The 24,395-nt window shown below is 34.5% G+C and carries 14 protein-coding genes; 13 read left to right on the top strand and 1 reads right to left on the bottom strand.

The window, feature by feature from the left end; genetic code table 11:
- The first annotated feature begins 3 nt into the window (after window positions 1–3).
- The 6 genes from ACEN2I_RS11760 to ACEN2I_RS11735 all read left to right on the top strand — a co-directional run bounded on the left by ACEN2I_RS11760 (window position 4) and on the right by ACEN2I_RS11735 (window position 10,558).
- The gene (locus tag ACEN2I_RS11760; RefSeq protein ID WP_441766293.1) at window positions 4–1,851 is read left to right on the top strand and encodes a RagB/SusD family nutrient uptake outer membrane protein; all 1,848 of its coding nucleotides are present in this window, start codon (window positions 4–6) and stop codon (window positions 1,849–1,851) included.
- A 31-nt stretch (window positions 1,852–1,882) separates the two neighbouring features.
- Window positions 1,883–3,460, top strand: coding sequence for a DUF5123 domain-containing protein (locus ACEN2I_RS11755; RefSeq protein WP_441766292.1), 1,578 nt, complete (start codon window positions 1,883–1,885; stop codon window positions 3,458–3,460).
- Window positions 3,461–3,557: 97 nt separating this feature from the next.
- Window positions 3,558–5,015, top strand: coding sequence for a right-handed parallel beta-helix repeat-containing protein (locus tag ACEN2I_RS11750; protein WP_441766291.1), 1,458 nt, complete (start codon window positions 3,558–3,560; stop codon window positions 5,013–5,015).
- A gap of 169 nt (window positions 5,016–5,184) precedes the next feature.
- The gene (locus tag ACEN2I_RS11745; RefSeq protein ID WP_441766290.1) at window positions 5,185–8,427 is read left to right on the top strand and encodes a pectinesterase family protein; all 3,243 of its coding nucleotides are present in this window, start codon (window positions 5,185–5,187) and stop codon (window positions 8,425–8,427) included.
- Between the two features lie 214 nt (window positions 8,428–8,641).
- On the top strand, window positions 8,642–9,526 hold the full coding sequence (locus tag ACEN2I_RS11740; RefSeq protein WP_441766289.1) for a T9SS type A sorting domain-containing protein: 885 nt from the start codon (window positions 8,642–8,644) through the stop codon (window positions 9,524–9,526).
- 129 nt (window positions 9,527–9,655) lie between these two features.
- Window positions 9,656–10,558: a carbohydrate kinase family protein gene (locus ACEN2I_RS11735; protein WP_441766288.1), complete on the top strand. Its 903-nt coding sequence runs from the start codon at window positions 9,656–9,658 to the stop codon at window positions 10,556–10,558.
- Window positions 10,559–10,608: 50 nt separating this feature from the next.
- Here ACEN2I_RS11735 and ACEN2I_RS11730 read toward each other — a convergent pair whose 3' ends face one another.
- On the bottom strand, window positions 10,609–10,863 hold the full coding sequence (locus ACEN2I_RS11730; RefSeq protein ID WP_441766287.1) for a hypothetical protein: 255 nt from the start codon (window positions 10,861–10,863) through the stop codon (window positions 10,609–10,611).
- A gap of 816 nt (window positions 10,864–11,679) precedes the next feature.
- On the opposite strand from ACEN2I_RS11730, the gene ACEN2I_RS11725 reads away from it, so the two are divergent.
- The 7 genes from ACEN2I_RS11725 (at window position 11,680) to ACEN2I_RS11695 (ending at window position 24,277) form a co-directional block, all read left to right on the top strand.
- Window positions 11,680–12,225: an RNA polymerase sigma-70 factor gene (locus ACEN2I_RS11725; protein ID WP_441766374.1), complete on the top strand. Its 546-nt coding sequence runs from the start codon at window positions 11,680–11,682 to the stop codon at window positions 12,223–12,225.
- A 105-nt stretch (window positions 12,226–12,330) separates the two neighbouring features.
- Entirely contained in the window at window positions 12,331–13,530 is a 1,200-nt protein-coding gene (locus ACEN2I_RS11720; RefSeq protein WP_441766286.1) for a FecR family protein, read from the top strand.
- Window positions 13,531–13,629: 99 nt separating this feature from the next.
- Window positions 13,630–17,217: a SusC/RagA family TonB-linked outer membrane protein gene (locus tag ACEN2I_RS11715; protein WP_441766285.1), complete on the top strand. Its 3,588-nt coding sequence runs from the start codon at window positions 13,630–13,632 to the stop codon at window positions 17,215–17,217.
- A 10-nt stretch (window positions 17,218–17,227) separates the two neighbouring features.
- On the top strand, window positions 17,228–18,625 hold the full coding sequence (locus tag ACEN2I_RS11710) for a RagB/SusD family nutrient uptake outer membrane protein (protein WP_441766284.1): 1,398 nt from the start codon (window positions 17,228–17,230) through the stop codon (window positions 18,623–18,625).
- Between the two features lie 61 nt (window positions 18,626–18,686).
- The gene (locus tag ACEN2I_RS11705; protein ID WP_441766283.1) at window positions 18,687–20,693 is read left to right on the top strand and encodes a redoxin domain-containing protein; all 2,007 of its coding nucleotides are present in this window, start codon (window positions 18,687–18,689) and stop codon (window positions 20,691–20,693) included.
- Entirely contained in the window at window positions 20,693–22,108 is a 1,416-nt protein-coding gene (locus tag ACEN2I_RS11700; RefSeq protein ID WP_441766282.1) for an alpha/beta hydrolase family protein, read from the top strand. The genes ACEN2I_RS11705 and ACEN2I_RS11700 overlap by 1 nt, the downstream gene beginning before the upstream one ends.
- Window positions 22,109–22,207: 99 nt before the next feature.
- On the top strand, window positions 22,208–24,277 hold the full coding sequence (locus tag ACEN2I_RS11695) for a cytochrome c biogenesis protein CcdA (RefSeq protein ID WP_441766281.1): 2,070 nt from the start codon (window positions 22,208–22,210) through the stop codon (window positions 24,275–24,277).
- The last annotated feature ends 118 nt before the right edge of the window (window positions 24,278–24,395 follow it).

The raw sequence follows: 24,395 nt of genomic DNA, 5'->3' as shown, positions 1-24,395 counted from the left end.
AAAATGAAACATAAAATAATAATTGCATGTTTGGCTTTGGTTACGTTATTTACGGCCTGTGAACAATATAAAGATGATTATTTAGAAGGACCAGCTCAATCAACCTTGGATGAGTCTGTGATTTTTTCAAGTCCTGGATTGACTAGAGGAGCTATAGATGGAATAATGATTCCCTTTGGAGAAACCAATTCATACCGTGGCCGTTTTTTACCGTTTTACGGATTGAACACGGATGTAGAATGGTATAATGCTTCACAAAGTGCAAGTTCTCAAACTGAATTGTGTAACTATGATACTCCTGTAACTAATCAACAAATGAATACATCAAATAATGCTTGGGCAATGATGTTTTCGGGTATAGAGCGTGCTAATATTGCAATTAAAGGTATACGTCAATACGGGAATCCAATGCAAGATGCTGAAATGGGGCAATTGTTGGGTGAGGCTTTAACTTTTCGAGCTATTTATTATGCTGATTTAATGAAGGCATGGGGAGATGTTCCTTATCGTTTTGAGCCTATTAACAATGAAAGTTTGTATCTTCCAAAAACAAATCGTGATGTGATTTACAAACAATTAATTGCCGACTTAGGAGAAGCAGCAACTTTAGTAGCTTGGCCTAATGCAAATTCAGCAACCACAACTGTAGAGCGTATCAATAAAGCATTTGTAAAATCTTTACGTGCTCGATTGGCAATGGTGGCTTCAGGCTATCAATTATATCCAGAAAACGGAGGTACAATTCGTAGAAGTAATGATCCTGAATTATCAGTTGCCAATATGTATGCTTTAGCTTTAAGTGAAACACGTTCTGTTATTCAAAGTGGAACAGTAAGTTTAAATCCTTCTTTTGAAGGTTTTTGGAAAAACGTAAATCAAGACTACATAGCGGCTGGAGGTGAATCGTTATGGGAAATTCCTTTTGCAGAAGGACGAGGACGTATGTTGTATAGTTTTGCAGTGCGGAATTTATCTCCAAATCAATTTCAAGCAAATGGAACTTCTTCGAATGGGGGAAGTGCAGGTCCGCTACCAACTGTATTTTATGATTTTGACGAAAAAGATACTCGTAGAGATGTAACCTGTATTCCGTATCGTTGGGGTACTGCTGTAAATGGTATTGCAAAGCAAGAGTTGGTTGCTTTAAATACATGGTATTTTGGTAAATACCGTTACGAGTGGATGAAACGAAAAGTTAATGCAGCTAGTGATGACGGGGTAAACAAAGTGTATATGCGTTACGCTGAAGTCTTATTAATTGCAGCTGAAGCAGCCAATGAATTAGAAGGTCCTGGTGGTGCTGCGCCTTATTTGAAACAAATCAGACAAAGGGCTTTTGCTGCTGCTGATCAATCGACCAAAGTAGATGCTTATGTAGATGCATTAGGCTCTAAAGAGGATATGTTTCAAGCCATTGTAAAAGAGCATAAATTTGAATTCACTGGGGAAATGGAACGTAAACAAGCTTTAATTCGTTGGAACCTTTTGAAAACAAAATTAGATGAGGCAAAAGTTAAAATGGCAAATCTAAGAGATAGATCTGGTGATTATCTAACGGTGCCTTCAATATTGTATTATAAATATATTAAGGATGCCGCTAATGAAGCTAAATACGAAGGAAAAGACAATACGACTATTTTGCAGGTTTATGGTTTGAATAGAGGTGAGTCTACAAATCCAGGTGCAGATTATTCATCTTTCTCATGGAATAATTTAAACGATGAAAAAGTAAATTCGTTGTATAAAATAGGGGTAAATCCAGACAACCGTCAATACTGGCCTATTTGGCAATATTTTATTAGTAGCAGTAATGGTCAATTAGTTAATGATTATGGGTATCCTGCAAATTAAGGAGTTGGTGTAATTATTTAAATATAGAATTATGAAAAAAACAAATATATTCAAAGGAATAGTTGCCACTTCGATGCTGGTTTTATTTTCGGGAAGTTGCGATAGTTATACAGAAGATGTTATTACAGAATTAAGCACTAATCGTGAATTTTCTCCTACTACTGTAAAAGCTATTGTACGGAATCAAACATCGGTTGAATTAAGTTGGGATGTAAAAGAAACGATAGATCATTACGTTGTAGAAGTTAGTGCCGATGATCCTAATTTTACTACAATTTTAAAGACTCTTGAAGTTACTGGTAAGGAATTACCTGTAACTTTAGCATTGGAAGGGGAAACCTTATATTCTATTCGTGTTAAGGCAATTAGTGGAGTGGGGTTGCAAGAGTCAAAATGGAGTGTTATAACAGCAACTACGCTTTCAGAACAATTGTTTTTACCAATTCAAAATACGGATATTGCTAGTAAACAAGCTACTTTGCGTTGGACTGCAGGCAGTAATGTGACTAAGATTGTTGTGACTCCAGGTGAAATAACTCATGTTATTACAGATGAAGAAAAGGCAGCTGGTGTGGCTATAGTAACAGGATTGAGTCCAGAAACCAATTATCAAGCGGATTTGTTTAACGGTAATAAAAGACGTGGTGCTACTACATTCTCAACCGGAGTTGATATTGGAGATGGAATATTAATTGAGAATGCGGAAGAATTAAAAGCAGCACTTGAAACAATAACATCTGGTGCAAAATTGTTTTTGATGCCAGGTGATTATCAAATGTTAAATAACGATGGTAGTTTGAAAACAGAAATTGCTTTGAGCGGAACAATAACTATTAGCAGTGTGCCTGGAAAAGAAAGACCTGTTTTACATTGTAAAATATCGGCGAATGCAGGTACAAATAACATATCATTATTGAATTTGGTTCTTGATGGGTCTGGTATTGAAAATGCTAGTGTAATTACGGTTTCATCATCAACTGCAGCAAATTTTGGAGATTTCCTAATTAGTGGATGTAGTGTTCACGATTATACAAGATCTATTTTAGGAGCTACTGCTGCTGGAAATTCTACTATAGCTTCATTTACGGTAGAAAATTCTGAAGTTACTAATGTTAATACCAACAACGGAGCTGAATTTATAAATGTGAGAAATGCTTATATAACAAGTTTAGTACTTAAAAATAGTACTTTCAACAAATGTTCTAATTCACGTGATTTTATTCGTATGGATGCAGTAGCAGCTATTACTGGAAAAACATCAAATGTATTGATCGATTCTTGTACATTTAATTTACCTGATATCTTAGTAACTAATAGATTTATGTATGTTCGTTTTGCGAATAATATTTGTGCGGTAAGAAATACTTTGTTTTCAAATACTTTGGCATTTTATTCTTCTAATCAAACAGGTACTACTGTGCCAACATTTTCTAATAATAATTACTTCAATTCTCCAACCTTCCAAGATAGTACTCTTGCAAGTAATAAAGTAGATGCAGCGGGTACTAGTTTAAATCCTGGTTTTACTAACGCATCTGCTGGCGACTTCACAATTAGTAATCAAACTTTAATTGATAATAGAGTAGGAGACCCACGTTGGATTAAATAAAAGAATAAAACTATTTTGTTAATTGAAAAAGGCATGCTGAATTTAAACGTTTATGCATGCCTTTTTTCTTAAAAAGAATTTCTTACGTTATTTTAAAATGAAAAATATAATTAGAATAGTAGTGCTTTTTGCATTATTCTCCTGCCAAAAAGACGATGACACCAATACCCAGATTTCTGATGTCCTGGTTCAAAAAATCGAAATAAAGGGAAATGATATAACATCCGGTTCTACAGGACAAATGACGGCTATAGTAATACCTGAAAATGCAGCTGATAAAACAGTTTTATGGAAAGTTTCTGATGCTGCGATTGCAGATATATCTTCCGCAGGTGTTATAACAGCCAAGAAAAACGGAACAATTACTATAACTGCTACAGCAGCAGATAAAAGTGATGTTGCAGCAACTAAAGTAATTAATATTGCGAGTTTTTCAACTACACCTGTAGCTGATTATGAGGTTTCGACTGTTGCTGAATTAAGTATGGCTTTAGGTAAAGTCAAACCAGGTGAAACTATTATTTTGAATGGAGGCACTTATGCCATGACTTCAAAAATTACCATAGCAACATCTGGGACTTCAGACAAAGTGATTACACTTAAAGCAAAAGCGGGAGGGTCAAGGCCAAAACTGGATTTTTCTGTTATGTCTGAAAATCCGGCTAATCAGGGAATTGTTTTAAGTGCAAATTACTGGCATATTAAAGGGATTGATATTTATAAAGCTGGAGACAATGGAATGCAGGTTAAAGGCAGTAATAATATAATCGAATTTATGACTTTCTCAGAATGTGCTGACTCAGGATTACAACTGGATAACGGTGCTGCAAATAATACGATTCTGAATTGCGATTCATATTTCAATGCCGATGCTACTCTTGAAAATGCTGATGGTTTTGCCTGTAAATTAAACGCCGGAACAGGTAATAAATTTATAGGATGCAGAGCGTGGCAAAATTTAGATGACGGCTGGGATGGTTATTTAAGAGGAACAGATAATATTTCGACAACTTATCAAAATTGTTGGTCGGTTAAAAATGGTTATCTGAAAGATGGAACTAAAGGAGCCGGAGACGGAAACGGATTTAAAACAGGTGGAAGTGATGATAAACTGTTAAGGCACAATGCAAAATACACCAATTGTATAGCGGCAGGAAATGTAGCGGATGGTTTTGATCACAATAGCAATAGAGGTGAAGTTACTATTTATAATTGTTCAGCTTATGATAATGGCAAAAATTATTCTTTTAGCACCTCAAATCCGTTAGCAAAATTGATTATTAAAAATAGCAATGTTTTAGGAGCTTACGGAACCACTCTTGCAGATGTTGTCGATATAACCAATAACAGCTGGCAAAACGGAATAAAAGTTACAGCAGATGACTTTACCAGTATTGATTATGCTCAGTTATTAGGTGCGAGAAAAGCAGATGGCAGTTTACCGGATGTTACCTTCTTTCATTTAAAAGCAGATAGTGATATGATCAACAAAGGAATCGATGTAGGTTTGCCATTTAATGGAACTTTGCCTGATTTAGGAACTTTTGAATTTTAAAAAAGATTTTTGTAATAGTAAAAGCCACTACTACATAAAAAAAGTAATCCGTTGGTATCCTTAGTTTACCATAATGAAACCAACGGATTCAATAATAACAATAATAAACAATTAGCCGGTTAAGCAAATAACCATTAAATATTTTACTTAATTAACCAATTTAACCCTTATGAAAACAAAATTACAATTGCTTATTTTAGCGATACTATTTTCTGTATCGTATGCTCACGCTCAAAAAACAGATGTCTGGGATTTTGGAGGCGCCACATTAGATGTTAATTTGTATAATAACAAATTAACATCTAATGATATTAATGCCTGGTATGCTGTTGCAGCAGGTACTGAAGGAACAAATTTACCCAGTTCGGTAGTTCTTACACTTACTTCAGGTGTGCTAACTCTAAAAACCGGAAATGGAGATAGATTATATACTACTAATGAAGCAATAACCCGAACAGCAACAGGGAATTTAGGAACAACTGATAAAGAGTATACTGCAAGATATTACTGTAATGGTGCGGCAAGTTCGACTACTCGTTTTTTTACTTTAAAATTAAATGAAGATGACGAAGTAACTGTAGTGGCTAGTACAGAAACATTGAGTTATCCATTAGTCGTGACTAATACAACAACCAACACCCAATCTGAATCGCTGCCAGTAGTTGCTTCTGGAACAGCTGTAAGTTTAGCTAAATTTGTTGCTAAACAAGCAGGTGATTTTAAAATAACGTGTTTAGCGGGTAAAGGAAATTATTATAGAATTTATAGAAAACCTGCCTCTTATGCAGCAATAACAGGTAATTTAGATATAGCTCAGGCACCGGGAATTCCTGCAGGATATTCCATTGTTTTTACAAGTACAACAGGTAAATCATGGACAGCTCCTGTAACTTCGGGTACTTACAGCGTGAATCTTCCAAAAGGATTTACCTATAAAATGAGTCTGCTTAATGCAAACGGTTTTGTAATTAGTAACGGAGATTATTTGGCGGTTTCAGATGCTACTACCACTTATGATATTGCTGTTTTAAAAGTAGATTTATTTACGGTAACAGGAAATGTTACAGGACTGGGAACCGATCTTTCTAAAGTAGCTTTGGTTTATACTGCCAATCCTGCAGCCAATAAAACCTATGTACCAAAACCAGTTATTAATACTGCTACAGGTGCATATTCAGTAGATTTAGAAGCGAATGTACCGTATACAATTTCCGGAACAGGGGTTAATAATTACGAAATTTTATCTAATTCTATTACTGCCTCAGCTGCCTCGACTGCTGATGTAGTTTTTTCTCCAAAACCAGTTTATGGAATAACAATTAATACAACCGGACTTGATGCTGCTCAAATTGATAAATTAAAATTAACGTTTACGAATTTAAATGAAAGTGGATATGTATATAATTTTAATTCACCTTCAGGTATTACCTTAAGAAACGGAACGTATAGCTTAGTATATAGTGGCTTGGATGATTATCCGGTTGATTTAGGATTGGTTTCTAATGTAACAGTTAATGGAGTAGCGACTTCAAAAGCATTAGATTTTAAACCCGTAAGCAATTGGTCTTTTGATGATAAAGTAATCAGTACAACCACGACTGCATCCTATAAAGGAATGATTTTTAATGGTACTGTATCAAATGAAATTGCTAAGGGCCATATTTTGGTTAAACCTGCGGCCACGATAAAAGTGCCTGTGAAAGTTGGCGATAAAATTACAGTTACTTATTATTATGCAGCAGATTTTTCTATAGACGGAGGTGCTGCAATTACAACAGCAAGTAATAGTACCAATATTTTTGAAAATGTAGAATATACCTATACAGGTGCAACTGATGGGTTTGTAACGATCACTGCGGGTTCAGGTACTGCCACTACTTATATAACAAATGTTGCTATTGGAGGCAGCATTGCTTATGCTCCAGTTCTTACAGTAGGAACAGATAAAACGTATAAAACCATAAATAGTGCTTTGGAGGCAGTTGCTAAAATGACCCGTACGACTACAGATCGTGTTACAATTATGGTTGATCCAGGTAATTACGAAGAAATGTTAGTCATTAGTCAGCCAAATGTAACATTGAAAAATGCTGCTTCAACACCAAGTATTGCTTTGTCAAATAAAGGAGTTGATATTGATGCTAATGCTGTTCGTGTAACTTCGTATTATGGTCACGGATACAGTTATTACAGTATGTCGTCTGATCAAAAATGGCATGCAGATGTTTTAAAAGTAAATAAAGAAAATGGATATTTATCTTATGCAAATGCAGGTTCAGGAACTACAAACGGTTCTTACTGGAATGCCACTGTTGTGGTAAGTGCAAATGGTTTTGAGGCCAATGATATTATTTTTGAGAATTCTTACAATCAATATATATCAAAAAAAGAATCCGAAGATGTTGTAGTAGAATGGGCAGTGGGAGGAAAAGGAACACGCCCAACAAATATTGGAAATACAACGGTTCAAAATAGAAGTTTTGTAGAGCGCGCTGCTGCAATTTCTATTGTTAATAATGTAGATAAAGTGGTGTTGAATAAATGTAGAGTGATAGGTCGTCAGGATTCTTTTTACGGAGGAACCGGAGCCAGAGTTGTGGTTTACAAAGGAGTAATGATGGGAGCTGTTGATTACATCTTTGGTGGTATGAATGCGGTTTTCTATAAAACTGATTTTGCCATGAATACGAGTGATGTAGGCAGCGATCAGGCTTATATTACAGCGGCTCAACAAGCTGCAGGAAGAGGATACTTGATGTATGAGTGTAAAGTAACAACAGCTATACCAGGTATAGAAACAGCATCTTTATATCGTGCAAAACCAGGTTATTTTGGTCGTCCATGGGCTGCAGCTACCAGTGAAGTTGTTTTTTATAATACAACTATTGAAACTTCAAATTTTCCGGCCAGTGAAAATTTATCTTTAATTGTACCAGCAGGCTGGAATGACACATTAAGCGGTCAGTCGGCTAAAATGTACGAGTACGGTACTATCGAACAATCTGGAGTAAATAATCAGGCAAGTCGTGCTTCATGGGCGACAACTTTGAGTACGGTTACCGGAAAAACAGCAGCAGTTCCGACACTTACAGACGGAACAGCAATTACGACTTTCAATTTCACAAAAGGAAGCGATGGTTGGGATCCCCTGCCACAATTAATTTCTAATGATAATTTAGGTGTAAAATATAATACGCCAACCTCTGCTGTAAACGTTGTGGCTTATAAAAACAGAATTGCCATTTCAAATGTTAAGTCAGAAACTGCAGTAGCAATTTACACGATTACAGGGGCTAAAGTGAAAACATTCAAAACAGCTCAGGATGTTGATTTTGAATTCCAAAACGGAATTTGGATTGTGTTTGTCAAAGCTGAAGATGGTCTAAAATCGGTAAAGGTGATTACACATTAAGAACTATATTTTTAATTATTTTAAAAGCAAGCCTCTGAATTTTTCTTAGGCTTGTTTTTTTGTATAATTACCATAAAACATTACCTTAAAGTTTACTAAGTAACTTATTTTCAAACTGATGTGTAAAAATAAATTGGTAAAAATTTTAGATTGATAAAAAAAATAGCTATTTTTAAGTAATCGATTACAATATAAACTATAAAAACTATCAATTATGAAAAGAAAATTACTTTATTTAACTACTGTTTTACTTTTTTCAGTAGGATTTATTAATGCTCAAACGACTGTTTGGGATTTTGGTAATAGTACTTCTAGTATAAATGGCGGTAATTCTACGGCATCATGGTCAATAACAGCAGCTGGTGTAGGTACTATAGGAGCTGATACAGATGCTGTTTTGAATAAATTAGGTTTATATTCTAACTCCCCAACTTCATTAAATGATATTGTGAATTTTGGAGCAGTTAATAATAGTGCTCCTGCAGATTTTACATCTGTTACTGATGGTGAATCCTATGCAGGTCAAAATCGTTTTCAATTAAATGGTGGAGGATCACCTACTGCGGGGACTTTTGTACCAACACAGCGATATCTTTATTTTAATGTTGATGGAGCTTGTACAGTTAAAGTTTGGTTCAAAACAGGAAGTAATGGTACAGCCCGTACCATTGTATGTACTAATGGGGCTGTAGTTCTGGGCTCAGGAACGTCAAATTCTGGAGGAACCGGTGATTTAGTTGTTTTTACTGCAACAATAACCGCACAACAGGCTGCTGTTGGTAAAATTTATATTTATGCAGACGGCAGTACTAGTAATCTTTATAAAATTCAGGTTTCAGGGGCAAATGTAACAACTCCATCCCTTGGCGTGAATGATTTTCAAGCTGATGCTTCATCAAATGTTTATTCAAACGGAAAATCGGTTTTTGTATCTAATGTAAAATCTGATACTCAGGTGGATGTTTACGGTATTAGCGGTGCTTTAGTTAAATCATTCAAAACAGGAGCAGATACAAGTTTTGATTTGAATACAGGTTTGTATGTAGTAAGATCAAAATCGGCTGAAGGAGAAAAAACTGCAAAAGTATTAGTAAACTAATTTAGTTCTAAGAATAGCAAAAGGGAATATTCATTTAATTGGATATTCCCTTTTTTTATGAAATAAATTTATGGATTGTTCGATCAATGAAAGTTTTAATTAAATCGTAATTTTAGAAAAAAATGTATAATGAACAACAATAAAAAAATAAAAGCTGTAGCATTTGGAGAAATTCTCTGGGATGTTTTTGAAAACGAAAAAAAGATTGGAGGAGCGCCACTAAATGTCGCCCTTCGAATGAAAAGCCTGGGTTGTGAAGTTTCAATGATCAGTGGTGTAGGAAATGATGATGATGGGGATGCAATACTTCTTGAAGTGGAAAGCTTAGGAATTGATACTAATACAATTTCAAAATCAATAATATATCCTACAGGCTTGGTAAATGTAATACTGGATAAAAATGGTTCAGCAACCTACAATATTCATTATCCATCTGCCTGGGACAAAATTGAAATGAACGATTATGCTCAAAAATTGGTAAGCAATGCAGATGTTTTAATTTACGGAAGTTTAGTTTGTAGGGATGACGTATCAAGAAAATCATTAGAATCATTATTACAAAATGAAGTTTTTAAAGTATTTGATGTCAATTTAAGAAAGCCACATTATTCATATGAAATTCTGGAGAGACTAATGTTGGCGGCTGATTTCATAAAGTTCAATTATGAGGAAATTTTTGAAATAAGTGCAGCTTTGCAGTCTCCTTATACTACACTTGAAGAAAATATTGATTTTATATCATCCCGAACCAATACAAAATCTATTTGTGTGACAAAAGGAAAAGACGGGGCTTTGTTGCTGTTGGAAGGGAAATTGTATAAAAATGAAGGTTATGCTGTTCAGGTAACGGATACGGTAGGAGCAGGTGATTCTTTTTTAGCATCATTGATTACTTGGCTCCTTACAGGAAAGTCGCCTCAAATGGCTATCAATTTTGCTTGTGCCGTTGGGGCATTAGTAGCTGCATCATCTGGAGCGAATCCTGAAATTTCTTTAGGAGCGATTGATAAATTGATTAAAAGGGATAAGTAAATTCAAAAAGAGCTCATTTACATATAAAGTTAGTTGTTTGCCTTTTGTTATTAATCATGTTCTAAATTATCGACAGCAGAAATCTGGTCAAGAATATTGGTTTGATTTGGAGAAATGTAATTTTTTACTTCGGTAGTGTTTTCCTTTCTGAAAAGAATATCTAAAGCATTGTATAGTTTTAATAAAACAGCTCTGTCTTCTTTTTCAATTTCTAAGGCAGTATTAAAATTAAAAACATAATTATTCGAATTTCGTACTTCTACTTTTATCGTTTTTGATGTGATTTTAAATTTGACTATATCCATGTGGTTTAAAATTACTTAGTTGGCAAAATGTTATTGTTAACTACATTTATCGCATCAAAGATAGGAAATTTGTCTGAACTCAAATGGTCTGCTGAGGTTTGTCCTAATGTATATCATTAAATTTTTGGTTTCTAAATCAGGATGGCAACTTGCAAAAAAAACATGGTGTTTTTATATTTGTTAGTCAATTGTTGTTTTTTGGAAATTAGATTTTTTTGCTTTTGGATATTTCATGACTGAAATTATATTTCTGACCATTAAATTCATTTGCATTAACAAGAACGTTGATATAATTATGAATTTCAATTCTAATAGTTTGAGATACTATTTCTGCAAGTAGCGAATTATTGTTAGTATTTGACCAAGATGCAAAATGAGTTATTAATATTACAATTCATGCTGCTCCCAAGTTGATTATAAATTTTCGTCTTGACCAATTGAAAAAAATTGAATTCATAAATTTATGTAGTATAACAGTAATTAAGTTTTGAAAACTCTTTAAAAACACTTTGATATGGTAATTCTTAGTTTTTGTAAATCTAGAATTAATTCAATCAATCGTATATAACGAGTTCACCCTTTTCCTTCAGATTTAGTGGTAATTCCTTCAGTAATTAGTTTAATTGTATCCAAAAATCTAAAAAGTATTTTTTAAACTGTAATTTATTTATGATTAAATTCTAAAAATCTCACCCCAGTTTGTTTTTTTAGATTGTTTTTAGAATTAAAGTTCTGAATATTTTATAATTTGCGTGATTAAAAAGACATAAGTATATAAGTATATAAGTGTATTTGTAACATAAAATTTAAACACTAATTAACCCACAACAAGAAAATATAAGAATTGATGAGACATATTATAAGGAACTTTTTTATTCCTTATATCCAAGACTTGTTGGCTATAGCCTCAATTTTGTCAAAGATGATTTTGCAGCGGAAGAAGTAGTAGAAAATGTAATGCTATTGTTATGGGAAAATCGAGTTAAGTTTGAAAAAGTCAATGATATCAAGTCTTATCTATATAAAATGGTAAAAAACGAATCATTATCTTATATAAAAAATAAACAAAAAAGCGTTGAATTGGATCACCATTTATCAGAAGAAGACACTGTTGATTTTGATTTCGCTATCCTTGAAGAAGAAGTTTATGCCACTTTATTAGAAGCATTACATTCTTTACCTCTTAAATGTAAAGAAGTCTTTGAACTGTCCTGTCTGGAAGGAATGAAATACAAAGATATTGCTGAACAACTTAATATTTCTGTCAATACGGTGAAATCGCAACGCGCCCGCGCTATTGAATTATTAAAGGAAAAACTTATAAATCACCCCGAACTTTTATTTATTTTGCTTTTTATTTAAAAAAAACAGAAATCTTTCCACCCATTTTTAGTGTTTTGTACTCTTAGTTATATAACATTTACTTAAACTGTTAATAACTGACACTTAATATTAAAAAATATGTCTTTGGAAAAGAAAGAATTTATAGTTGCCGATCTTATAAGAAAGGAGTTGCTTATTGGGAAACTTTCAGCAGAAGAAAATGTTTTTTTGCAAGAATGGTTTTCAATACCGGGTAATCAGGAATATTATCAAAAACTTATTGATTTCGAAACTTTAAAGTCAAAAGAGAAATTTTATAGTGGTATCAATACTGATATTGCTTTCGAAAGAATTAAAGAGAAAATTAATAAAACCAATACTCCTGTTGTTCCATTATTCAGATATAGAGAATACCTTAAATATGCAGCTGTGTTTTTAGTTTTATTAGGAATTACAGCAACTTTAATATATAATAATACTACAGAAAATAAAAAAGAGGGGATGGTGGTTACCACTATTCAGCCAAAATATAATAATCCAACTTTAGTTTTGGCAGATGGAACAGTAGTTTCATTAGAAACTAAAAAAGAAAAGATTGTTTCGAAAAATGGTGTTATCTCTAATCTTAATAAAGTTTTGGTCTATGATGCTAAAGATTTAAACGGAATAACTTCAACAGGAGATAATACTTTAATAGTTCCTATTGGCGGTATTTATGCTGTAAATCTTTCGGACGGAACAAAAGTGTGGTTGAACTCAGAATCCTCCTTACGATATCCTGTAGAATTTAGTGGAGATACAAGAACAGTGACTCTGGAAGGAGAAGCTTATTTTGAAGTAGCAAAAAATCCGCAGAGCCCCTTTACGGTAAAAACAAAATCGGGAGATGTGACGGTATTGGGAACCCATTTTAATGTTAGTTCGTATATAGAAGATCAAGTATTTGCCACGACCCTTGTTGAAGGAAAAGTTAAGGTTTCAGACATTACGGATGCTTCAAACAAAACAGTCGCTATTTTAACACCCGGGCAGCAAGCGATAATAAATCATAAAAAAGAAGGAATAGCAGTGGCAGAAGTTGACGCTTCAGTGTATACTGCATGGAAAGAGGGCAAATTTTATTTTGAAAATGAAAATCTGAAAAACATTTTGACCAAAATGGCGAGATGGTACAACTTTACTGTGAAGTTCGAACAAAAAGCATTAGAGCAGATTAAATTTACCGGGATCGTTTTAAAAGATGAGCCTGTAGATCGTTTTCTGGATATAATTAGTAAATCATCCAATGTTAAATATAAAATAACCAAAGTTAAACAAGCCTATGAAATAACCTTAAGTAAGTAAAAAAAGAAAACCGGAAAATATTGCAGTATTTCCCGGCTAGTATTTGTTCAGTCGAAAAAAGAGTTCAAAATCATTTAACCAACCAAAACATTTAAAAGTATGAAAAAAAACCTATCCGCAAAAGATTGTGGGGTAAAATCCGCTCTTTGGGATAAATTTCTTTCAATTATGAAGAAATCCCTAATATTATCAATATTCTTTTTCAATATAATAGCTTTTGCCTATTCGCAAAAAGTTACTATATCTGCAAAAAACGTGTCTGTTTCGACAGTTTTAAAATCAATTAGCAAAAAAACCAATGTTGAGTTTTTTTACAGTGATGATATTTTTAATGCTCAAAGAAGAGTAAATATATCCGTAAATAATGCAGATGTAATAAATGTAATTAAAGAGCTGATTGGTGAAGATTTTAAAGCAGAATTTGTAAACAACAAACTGATTGTTATCGCGCTAAATCCGAAAGCAAAAGCAAACCAAGTTTCTGTAATGGAAGAAAAAGTCAAGATTAAGGGGGTTGTAACGAATTCTAAAAAGGAGTTTTTAGTTGGAGCAACGATCTGGGTAAAGGGCACAAAAGATGGTGCGATGACTAATTTTGATGGTTCATACGAAATTATGGCCAAAAAAGGGGATGTGCTGATTTTTGAGTATATGGGTTACAAAAAACTAGAGGTTACAGTTTCGGACAGTTTGATTATCAATCCCATCATGCTGGAAGATATTAGCAAACTGGATGAAGTAAAAATCGTTTCTACAGGTTATCAAAATATTGATAAAGAACGTTCTACAGGTTCTTTTACTGTAATTACGGCAAAAGATTTAGAAAAAGTTCCTGTTAATAACGTATTACACAGACTTGAAGGTCAGGTTGCCGGTCTGCAGCTGGATATTCAGGATTCTGATAATACTTTTGTTTATCAAAATAAATTTGGCAGTAATCAGGGAAAAGGGAGTTATAATGTTACCATTAGAGGAAAATCTACTGTATCGCCTACATCCAATGCAATGCCATTAGTTGTACTTGACGGAACACCTACAGAATTGGACATCAGAATGATAAATCCAAATGATATAGAGAAAATTACTTTCTTAAAAGATGCAGCTGCGGCTTCTATTTATGGTGCAAGAGCAGCAAATGGTGTAATGGTAATTAATACCAAGAAAGGAAAATCTGGACAAACCAGAATTAATTTTTCTCAAAATTATAGTTTCTCCAACAAACCTTCCTTATCAAAATTACCCTTGATGAATTCTTCTCAGGTTTTAAATTTAGAACAGGAATTTGTAGATAAAAACCTGGTTACAGATCCGGCAAGTGTCACCTACATGCTGACTACGCCAGTCAGCCAGGGAATGGACCTGATGTTTCAGTACAAACGCGGGCAGATAACACAGGCTCAAAGAGATGCCGGGTTAGATGTTTTACGTAGTCGTAATACTTACGGCCAGACAGAGCAGTATTTACTGCAAGCTGCAACAAGCCAGAATTATGATTTGTCTTTTAGCGGAGCAGAGAATAATTATTCTTATTTCATGTCAGGTTCGTATTCTAAAGAAGAAACACAGGCAAAAGGAAATAGCGGACAGCGTTTGACTTTGCTATCTAATCAGGATTTTAAGCTTTTTAATTATGTAAAAATGACGACAAGCTTAAGAGGATCGATTTTTAAATACAATGATAATGGTCTAGGACTTTCTCCATTAGGAACCTCAGCAACAACTTTATTGCCTTACGATCAAATCGTTGGAGATAATGGTAATTCAGTTGATTATTACCGTCGTTATTATGCTGCACAAACAATTCCGTTGGAGCAAAAAGGATATCTGCCTTGGACGTACAATTACATCGATGAATTAAATAATATGGACAGAAAAATGGATGAGCAGAATTTTGGAGCTACCGTTTCTGCTACAATTCCTTTATTAAAAGGTTTAGATGCTGTTGGTACGTATTCTGTAGAAACTTCAACTTCATCAAGTGACAATATGTATAATGAAAATACATATTACGCTCGTGATATGATTAATTCTGCTACGTCAATAAACAGTAATGGTGACTTAGTATACGGAATTCCTTTAGGAGGAATTTTTCAAAATAATACATACGGAAAAACGAGTTCTACTATGAGAGGACAGCTAAATTATGATGGCATCATTGGAGAAGATCATTTGATTAATGCTATGGGAGGTATTGAGGCCAGAGAAACTGGAGACACTCAGGATTCGAGAACACTTTACGGCTACAACTCAAAAACGCAGACTTCTGTAGATGTCCCGTCAAAAAATTATGTAGATGTTAACGGATATAATTATCCTATAAGTAATGGTAATGTGCATAAAGATTTCCACAGAAGGTTTTTATCTTATTATGCTAATGCAGGTTATACTTTCAAAAATAGATATACAATTACAGGAAGCGCAAGATTAGACGACTATAACAATTTTGGTGTAGATAAAAAATTAAGAAGAACACCATTATGGTCTACAGGTGCAAAGTGGAATATTAAAGACGAATCTTTTCTTAAAGACGTCAACTTAGTTAATAATTTAGCTTTCAGAGCGAGTTACGGATTTAACGGAAACATCAACTTAGAGGTTTTTCCTTTTACAAATATTAGTATAAGTGATTTAGATACTTTTTCGCAGCAGCCTTATGCTTTTATCTCACAGCCTGCAAATCCAAATTTACGCTGGGAGAAAACAGGGATTTTAAACTTTGGAATTGATTTCTCGATCTTAAACAGCAGATTAAACGGTACAATAGAATATTATAAAAAAGACAGCAAAGATTTAATTGTAGAGTTTCCTGTTTCACCATTTTACGGAGTGTCAAACAATTCATTGGTACAAAATGCAGCAACTTTAGCTGGGCACGGAATCGATTTAAGTTTAACCGGAACCATTCTTAAAGCGAAAGATTTTTCATGGGATTCGGCTCTTGTAGTTTCTTTCAATAAGACAGATGTTACGGATTCTCGTTTCCAAAATTACAGCCAGTATTTAAATGGCTCTGGAACAACTCCGCCTGTTGAAGGCTACCCGCTTAACAGTATTTTTGCTTTTAGATCAGCAGGATTAGACGCAACCGGAAGAACTCAGGTATATGATAAGGACGGTAATATCGTAAATTCTTTTACATCTCTAAAAGATATTGCAGACATGAAGTACATGGGAACCAATATTCCTTCGTATTACGGAAGTTTCAGCCAGACTTTCACTTATAAAAAATTGTCATTGTACATTTTAGCAACTTACAAGTTTGATTATGTATTATTTAAGCCAACTTATGGAGGTTACGTTAACAGACAAGGAAGATTTAGTCAATATGATTTAAATACAGATATCGATCAAAGATGGAGAAATCCGGGTGATGAGGCGAATACTTCTGTACCAGGAATTCAGGGTTCAACAGGATTAAGTTATGTAAGATATATTTATGGAGATGATAGAATTATAGAAGGAGATCATATTCGCTTCAGAGAACTTTCATTAAAATATGATTTGACAAATCTTATTAACAGAGGATTTGTAAGAGGTGCTTCTTTAACGTTTACTGCCAGAAATCTTGGTTTCTTCTGGAGAAAAAATAAAGATGGCTTAGATCCTGACTTTTTACCTTACACAGGAACTAATATGAAACTGCCTGCAATGGCAATGTATTCAATTGGTTTTAATGTTAATTTTTAATTTTTTAAAGATGAAAAAATATTTAAAATATATTGCAATTGCTGCAGCAGGAGTTCTTGTTTTAAGCTGTGATAATTATGTGGATATCAAAACAGAAGGGAAGCTAATACCTGAAGAGACCTCAAATTACAGATATCTTCTAAACGATACATATACATTAGATAAAACTTATGGTAATGTAGATATACCATCAGATGATATCAGTTTTCAAAATGCAGCTCAGACAACAGCATTAGCGGCAGCAGATTACCTTCGCCCTTTTAGAAATTTGTATAAATGGTCTGATGTTGTCTATTTTGACGGCGAGACGGATAATGATATGAGTAATCTTTATAATGCATTATACACTGTTAATATAGTGATCAATGAAGTAATGAAAAGTAAAAATGGAACGGAAGCCGAAAAAGCTGCCATAAAAGGCGAAGCAGAAGTACACCGTGCCTTTATTTTCCTTACTCTGGTTAATGCTTTCGGAAAAGCGTATGATGCCAATACTTCGGCCACAGATCTTGGAATTGTTCTTTTTACAACACCAACTGTTTCGGATGACATTAAAAGAAGTTCTGTACAAGACGCTTATAATGTAATTCTTAGCGATCTTAATGATGCAGTAAATTCAGGATTAAAGCCTGTAAATTCGGGTAACAATGTGGCATTTCCATCCAGAGCAGCGGCCTATGCACTTTTGGCGAGAACCTATTTGTATATGCGCAATTATCCGCTGGCTTTAGAAAATGCCGAAAAAGCACTGGCATTACAAAGTACACTTAACAATCTGACAGATTATGAATTTGCGGCTTACCCTTCAAGAAAACTGGATAAAGAATTGATGTTGTCCAAATGGAATGGATACAACAGTTACTCGTATGCACCGCAAATATTATCGTTAAGCAATGAATTGATCAATTCGTTTGATACCAGTGATTTACGCTACGTATTGTTTACAAAGCCATCAAGCAGTTTTAATTCGGAATATACTTTAGGAAGAACGTATTCTAAAGAAGGCTTAACGGGAGAAAGCAGAAACGCAGGGCCAACTGTACCTGAAATGATGCTGATCAAAGCAGAATGTCTGGCAAGAGCAGGTTCTGGTGCATTAGCCATGGACGAAATAAATAAATTAAGACAAAAAAGATTCAGAGCCGGACAATATGTTGCCATGACTGCAACAGATAATAAAGACGCTTTAATTAAAGTTTTAGCAGAAAGAAGAAGAGAGTTAATGGGAACAGGAGGTTTTAGATGGTTTGATTTGAAACGTTTAAATAAAGAACCTGAATTTGCCAAAACCATTACCCATGATTTTGCCGGACAGACGTTTACACTTGCCCCAAATAGTGATCGTTATCAAATGCCTTTTGCCCCAATTTATTTTGAATATGCACCAAACTTACAACAGAATCCATAATTAAGTTAATTAAAAATGTGCACTCGAATTTTTCGGGTGCACTAAATTCAAAAAAAAGAAAATGAAAAAGTTAAAACTGGTACTATTTTTTCTAAGTATCACAACAGGTTTATTAGCTCAGGATGCAGCACCAATGCAAAAAATTGTGCTTTCTCCTGAACATCCGAACCCGGGTGATGAAATTACCATAACTTATAATGCTGCAAACGGCCCATTAGCCAATGCTATGTATGTAAACGGAGTAGTATATACGTATGATAATTTTAAATGGATTGCTAACGATGTCACTTTAAAAGCAGCTGGAGATAAAAAATGGGAAGCTAAAATGAAACTTTCAGATCATGCTTCGTTTATTAACTGTGTTTTTAAATCGGATACCCTAGTAGACAGAGGGGAAAGAATGCCAAATGCTTATATGTTTGCACAGGTTCCGGGAGCCTATACAGGCTGGGGGATTTTAAGAAGCAAAGCGTTTCAAAATGAAGTTCCAAATGTGGTGAGCGACAGTGCATACATTGCGGATCAGGTTGGATTGATGTGGATAAACTATGAATTGCAATACCATCCCGAAAGCCGCAAAAAAGTTTTTTACTACGGACTAAAATTAAAACAGCTTTCAACGGGTATCGATCAGTCTGCATCAATCAAAAAAGAATTACGAGGCATATTGGCTGAAAAGAACCTAGATAATACAACACAACATGATATTCAAAAGACGTTGTATTTATTAGATAATTCGACAAACAAAGTATTTACAGATTCTGTTCAAAAGGTTTTAGTAACGAAATATCCTTTTGGGGTTTTAGCCAGAGATAAACAAATTCAGGAAATATTTAAGGAGCCTGATTTTTCTAAAAAAGTAAAATCATATGCTGAATTCAATAAAAACTTTCCGCAAAACAAATTTGAAGATGTTTATACTGATGTAGAAAGTTTGTATTATGATAAAATGATTAAAGCAATCGTTTACGGCTATATCGTAAATAATAAAGATTATAATTATGCTCTTAACAGTGTAAAATCAGTTTCTTTTACAAACTTATTGGACTATCACTGGCATTTAGTTTCTATTCCTTTTGACAGAGATCATGAAGGAATCGAAAAAGCTTCTATAGAAACTTTAAAAAAATATGCTGATGTATTTATGGGAGAAATGGAATACAGATTAACCTATGTTCCAAAAATGTATGCCGGAAAATTATCACTAAAAGAATGGCAGGAGCAGGCTTTACAAATGATGGCAAGAGAATATTTTACGTATGCTAAATTGGCTGAAAGCACAAAAAAATATGATACAGAAGAAAAGTATATGGAAAAAATTAAACCCTTATACGGTTATAATGATGCTGTATACAATGAGGTTTATACCAGAATGCTGTTGAGAAAAGGACAAACAGCCGATGCTAAAAATTATATGGCACTTGCCGTAAAACAAAATCAGGTAACACCGCAGATGCTGGCTTCCTTAAAAGAAATTTACCTAAAAGAAGGCGGGGCGGCTGCAGGATTTGAGGCTTACGTAGAATCTTTAAAATCTTTAAGCAATATCGAAGAACATAAAAAGAAAGTAATTTCAGAATTGATAAACCTTCCAATTGCAGGTTTTGATTTAGAAAGCAGTAAAGGCGGCAGAGTAAAACTAGCTGATCAAAAAGGAAAAATTGTAGTACTTGATTTCTGGGCAATGTGGTGCGGACCATGTAAAAATGCCATGCCGGGAATGCAGATGGCAGTTGAGAAATACAAAAAAGATGCGAATGTAAAATTCTATTTTGTAGATACTCAGGAATACATCAAAGATTTTAAAGAGCAGACCCAGGCATTTATCAAAGAAAAAGGATTTGATTTTAACGTGCTGTATGATGGCAAAAATCCTAAAACAGGAAAGTTAGATTTAGTATATGAGCAGTACTCGAAAGCGTTCCAATTTTCTGGTATTCCAGAGAAAATGATCATTGATGCTGATGGAAAATTACGCTGGAAGTCAAACGGTTATTTTGGGAGTCCAAGCGAATTGGTAGATGAAATTTCAATTATTGTTGAATACCTAAAGTCTGAGAAAAAATAATGAAAGTATTATCTAATTTAAAGAAAGCAAACCTTCTTTTAAGATCGTTACTTTTCTTGATGATAACCAGCCAGTATAGTTTTGCACAAACTATCTGGCAAGGCCAGCATCATTCGTACCGTATTATTTTATCAGGAAATATGGACAGCTACAGGACAGATTCGCTGAGTGTCAGTATTCCAGAATTAGATATCAACAAGAAAGTGGTTACTGTAATAAAAGGGGATAGCATATCTTTTAAAAATGAAATGTATGGTTTTTCTTTTAAAGGAAAATTCAATTCTGATCAAAATGCCATTTCAGGAATTTTTAATTATTACTCCATTCCAAATACAGCGGTTGTTTTAAACAAGGAAAAAGAAATACAGCCGTTGTATTTTGCGCAGCATCCTAAAAAACCATATCCGTATCAGGTTATTGATATGACTTTTCTGGGAAAAAGCACCAAACTAACCTATGGGGCAACCTTAACGATTCCGCAGGATAAAAAGAAGTATCCTCTGGCGATTTTAATTTCCGGAACTGGACAGCATGACCGCAACTACACCTATATGGGCAGGGAATTTTTTACAGTTCTGGCTGATGAACTCGCCCGAAAAGGAATTGCTTCTCTGCGTGTTGATGACAGAGGAATTGGTAAAACATCCGGAGACTTTAAAAATGCTACAACAGGAGATTTTGCCGATGATGTTGATGCGCAGATTGCATACTTAAAAAGTGATAAAAATATTGATGCTTCTCATATTGGCTTAATCGGACATAGCGAAGGCGGCATGATTGCCTCCATTGTGAGTGCCAGAAATAAAAATGTAAAGTTTATGGTAAGTTTATCAGGTGTTGCCGTAAGCGGGCTTGAAATGCTTAACCTGCAAAACACGGCAATTCTCAAAAATTATGGTTTTTCAGACAAAGTGGTCAGTAAACAAATGGAAATGTACAACATCATGTTTAAAGCTGTTTATGATACAAAACCAACAGATTCTGTAACACCGGTGCTGCAGCTAAAGCTGGACCAGTGGCTCAAAACACAGGATTCGACTACTCTAAAAGAGATTCATATGTGGGGCGGACGCGAAAAAGATTTTATATACCGTTACGGTAAAGATGCAGAACGAAGATGGTACCGTTACTCGATTCATTACGATCCAAAGGGTTTTTTGCCAAAAATTGAAGTTCCAGTTTTAGCTGTAAACGGAGACAAAGACATTCAGGTTCCGGCACAGGAAAACCTGCAAAGTTTTAAAAAATACCTCAAAAGTTCTGATGTCACAACCAAAATCTATCCAAATCTAAATCATATGTATCAGCACTGCATAACCTGTAAGCAGAGTGAGAGTAAGGAAATTGATGAAGTTTTTGCCCCAGAAGTACTGCATGATATCTCGAAGTGGATTCTGGACAGGTATAAAAAATAACAATCTGAAAACATGTTCCTTACCATTGTCAGGGCTCAACTTTGATAATGGTGGAGAGGATTTGAAAGCTTAAAAAGGCAATTTTTAAATTCCAATAAAATGAAAAAAATATTTCTTTTTATCGTATTTCTCTTTACGATAAACAGCGTTACTGCCCAAATTTACGACCCCGTTTCTTTTATATCTTCGGTGAAAGAGTTAGGAGATAACAAATATGCCCTGACCATAACAGCCAAAATAGATACTGGCTGGCATATCTATTCGCAAAATGTACCAAAAGGCGGACCGGCACCTACAGCTTTCACTTTTCCTAAATCGAAAAATTACAAAACAATAGGAGGGGTTAGTGAACCAGAGGGACATGAAGTAGATGATCCGGTTTTTCAAATGAGGATTAAATATTTTGCAGATAAAGCAGTTTTTACACAAAATATAGAACGAAAATCTACAGATGCTTTTACTGTTAATGCCAGCATATTTTTTATGGTCTGCAATGATAACAGTTGTCTGCCGCCAACAGATAAAGAAGTAAAATTCACATTCAAAAAATCAGATCTGCCGGTTCAAAACCAAGAAACTTCAGAGGTAATTACAGCTCAAAAAAATACTGACTTGTCTGCAAAAGACGAATCTGCAGCTAAACAGGATACCACAAACAACACAACAGATTCTGTTTCTACTGCCGGCAAAGACATTTCTGAAAACGTAAATAATGCGGCTGAAAAAGCTTCAACAGAAAAAACAACTCCAGAAGAAAGCTTATGGACATTATTTTTCCTGAGCTTTTTAGGCGGTCTTGCTGCTTTGTTAACGCCCTGTGTATTTCCAATGATTCCAATGACAGTTAGTTTCTTTACCAAACAAAGTAAAAACAAGGCTGCAGGGATTAAAAACGCAGTGATGTATGGTATTTTTATTATCGTGATTTATGTGATTTTGGGAAGTCTGGTTACAGCTGTTTTTGGTGCAGATGCCTTGAATGCTTTAGCTACAAATGTTGTTTTTAATATAGTTTTCTTTCTTCTCTTACTGGTTTTTGCGTTGTCATTTTTAGGAGCTTTCGAAATTGTACTGCCAAGTTCATGGCTGACAAAAATCGACCAGAAATCAGAAATTGGCGGTGCTGTTGGTATTTTCTTTATGGCATTGGCATTAGCTGTAGTTTCATTTTCATGTACGGGACCAATTGTCGGAACATTACTAGTACAGGCAGCAAGTCAGGCGGGAATTGCACCAATTGTCGGAATGCTTGGTTTTTCATTAGCAATTGCATTGCCATTTGCTCTTTTTGCGGCATTTCCGGGTTGGATGAATTCACTGCCAAAATCAGGTGGCTGGTTAAATTCGGTAAAAGTGGTTTTAGGATTTCTGGAGCTGGCTTTGGCTTTAAAGTTCTTGAGTAATGCCGATCTCGTTTTACAATTACATTTATTAGAAAGAGAAGTGTTTTTGGCACTTTGGATTGCAATTTTCTCTGTGCTTGCGCTGTATTTATTTGGTAAAATTCAATTATCACACGATACGCCGGTAAGTCATATTTCTGTGGGAAGATTAAGCTTAGGAATTATAGTATTGTCCTTTGTAATTTACATGATTCCAGGACTATGGGGAGCGCCGTTACAGTACATCAGCGGATTTCCACCGGCAAAACAATACAGTGAATCACCAAATGGTTTTGGAAATGCAGTAACGCTAAACACAGTAAAAGCTTCTTTACCTGAAGGTGCTGAGGAAGGGCCAAACGGAATTCCAACTTTTCATGATTATGAACAGGGCTTAACTTACGCCAAAAAAATAAACAAACCCGTAATGATTGACTTTACAGGATATGCCTGTGTAAACTGCCGTAAAATGGAAGAACGCGTCTGGCCGGATCCAAAAGTTTTATCACAGTTAAAAAATGATGTAGTTGTAATCTCACTGTATGTTGACGATAAAAGACCACTGGCAGAAAAGGAACAGATTGTGTCAAAATTAACTGGTAAAAAATTAAAATATACAGGTCAAAAATGGAGCGAATTTCAAATTCTGAAATACAAAACTAATGCACAGCCTTATTATGTTTTAATAGATCATAACGGTGATAATCTAAATCAGCCAACAGCCTATAATCCGGATATTGAGTTTTATACAAATTGGCTAAAAGAAGGGATTAATAATTTCAAATGATAGTCCTGAAAAACTAAAAACTCCATGAAATTATTTCAGTCAAAAATATATTCCCATGGCACTTTTGCGCTTCGTTGTTGAAAGTTACGGTCAATTTTCAACAACGATTCCGCTTGAC

This window comes from Flavobacterium sp. W22_SRS_FK3 (assembly GCF_052113665.1).
GTDB lineage: Bacteria > Bacteroidota > Bacteroidia > Flavobacteriales > Flavobacteriaceae > Flavobacterium.
The sequence above is the reverse complement of the archived record's forward strand: the minus strand, read 5'-3'. Positions and strand labels throughout refer to the sequence as shown.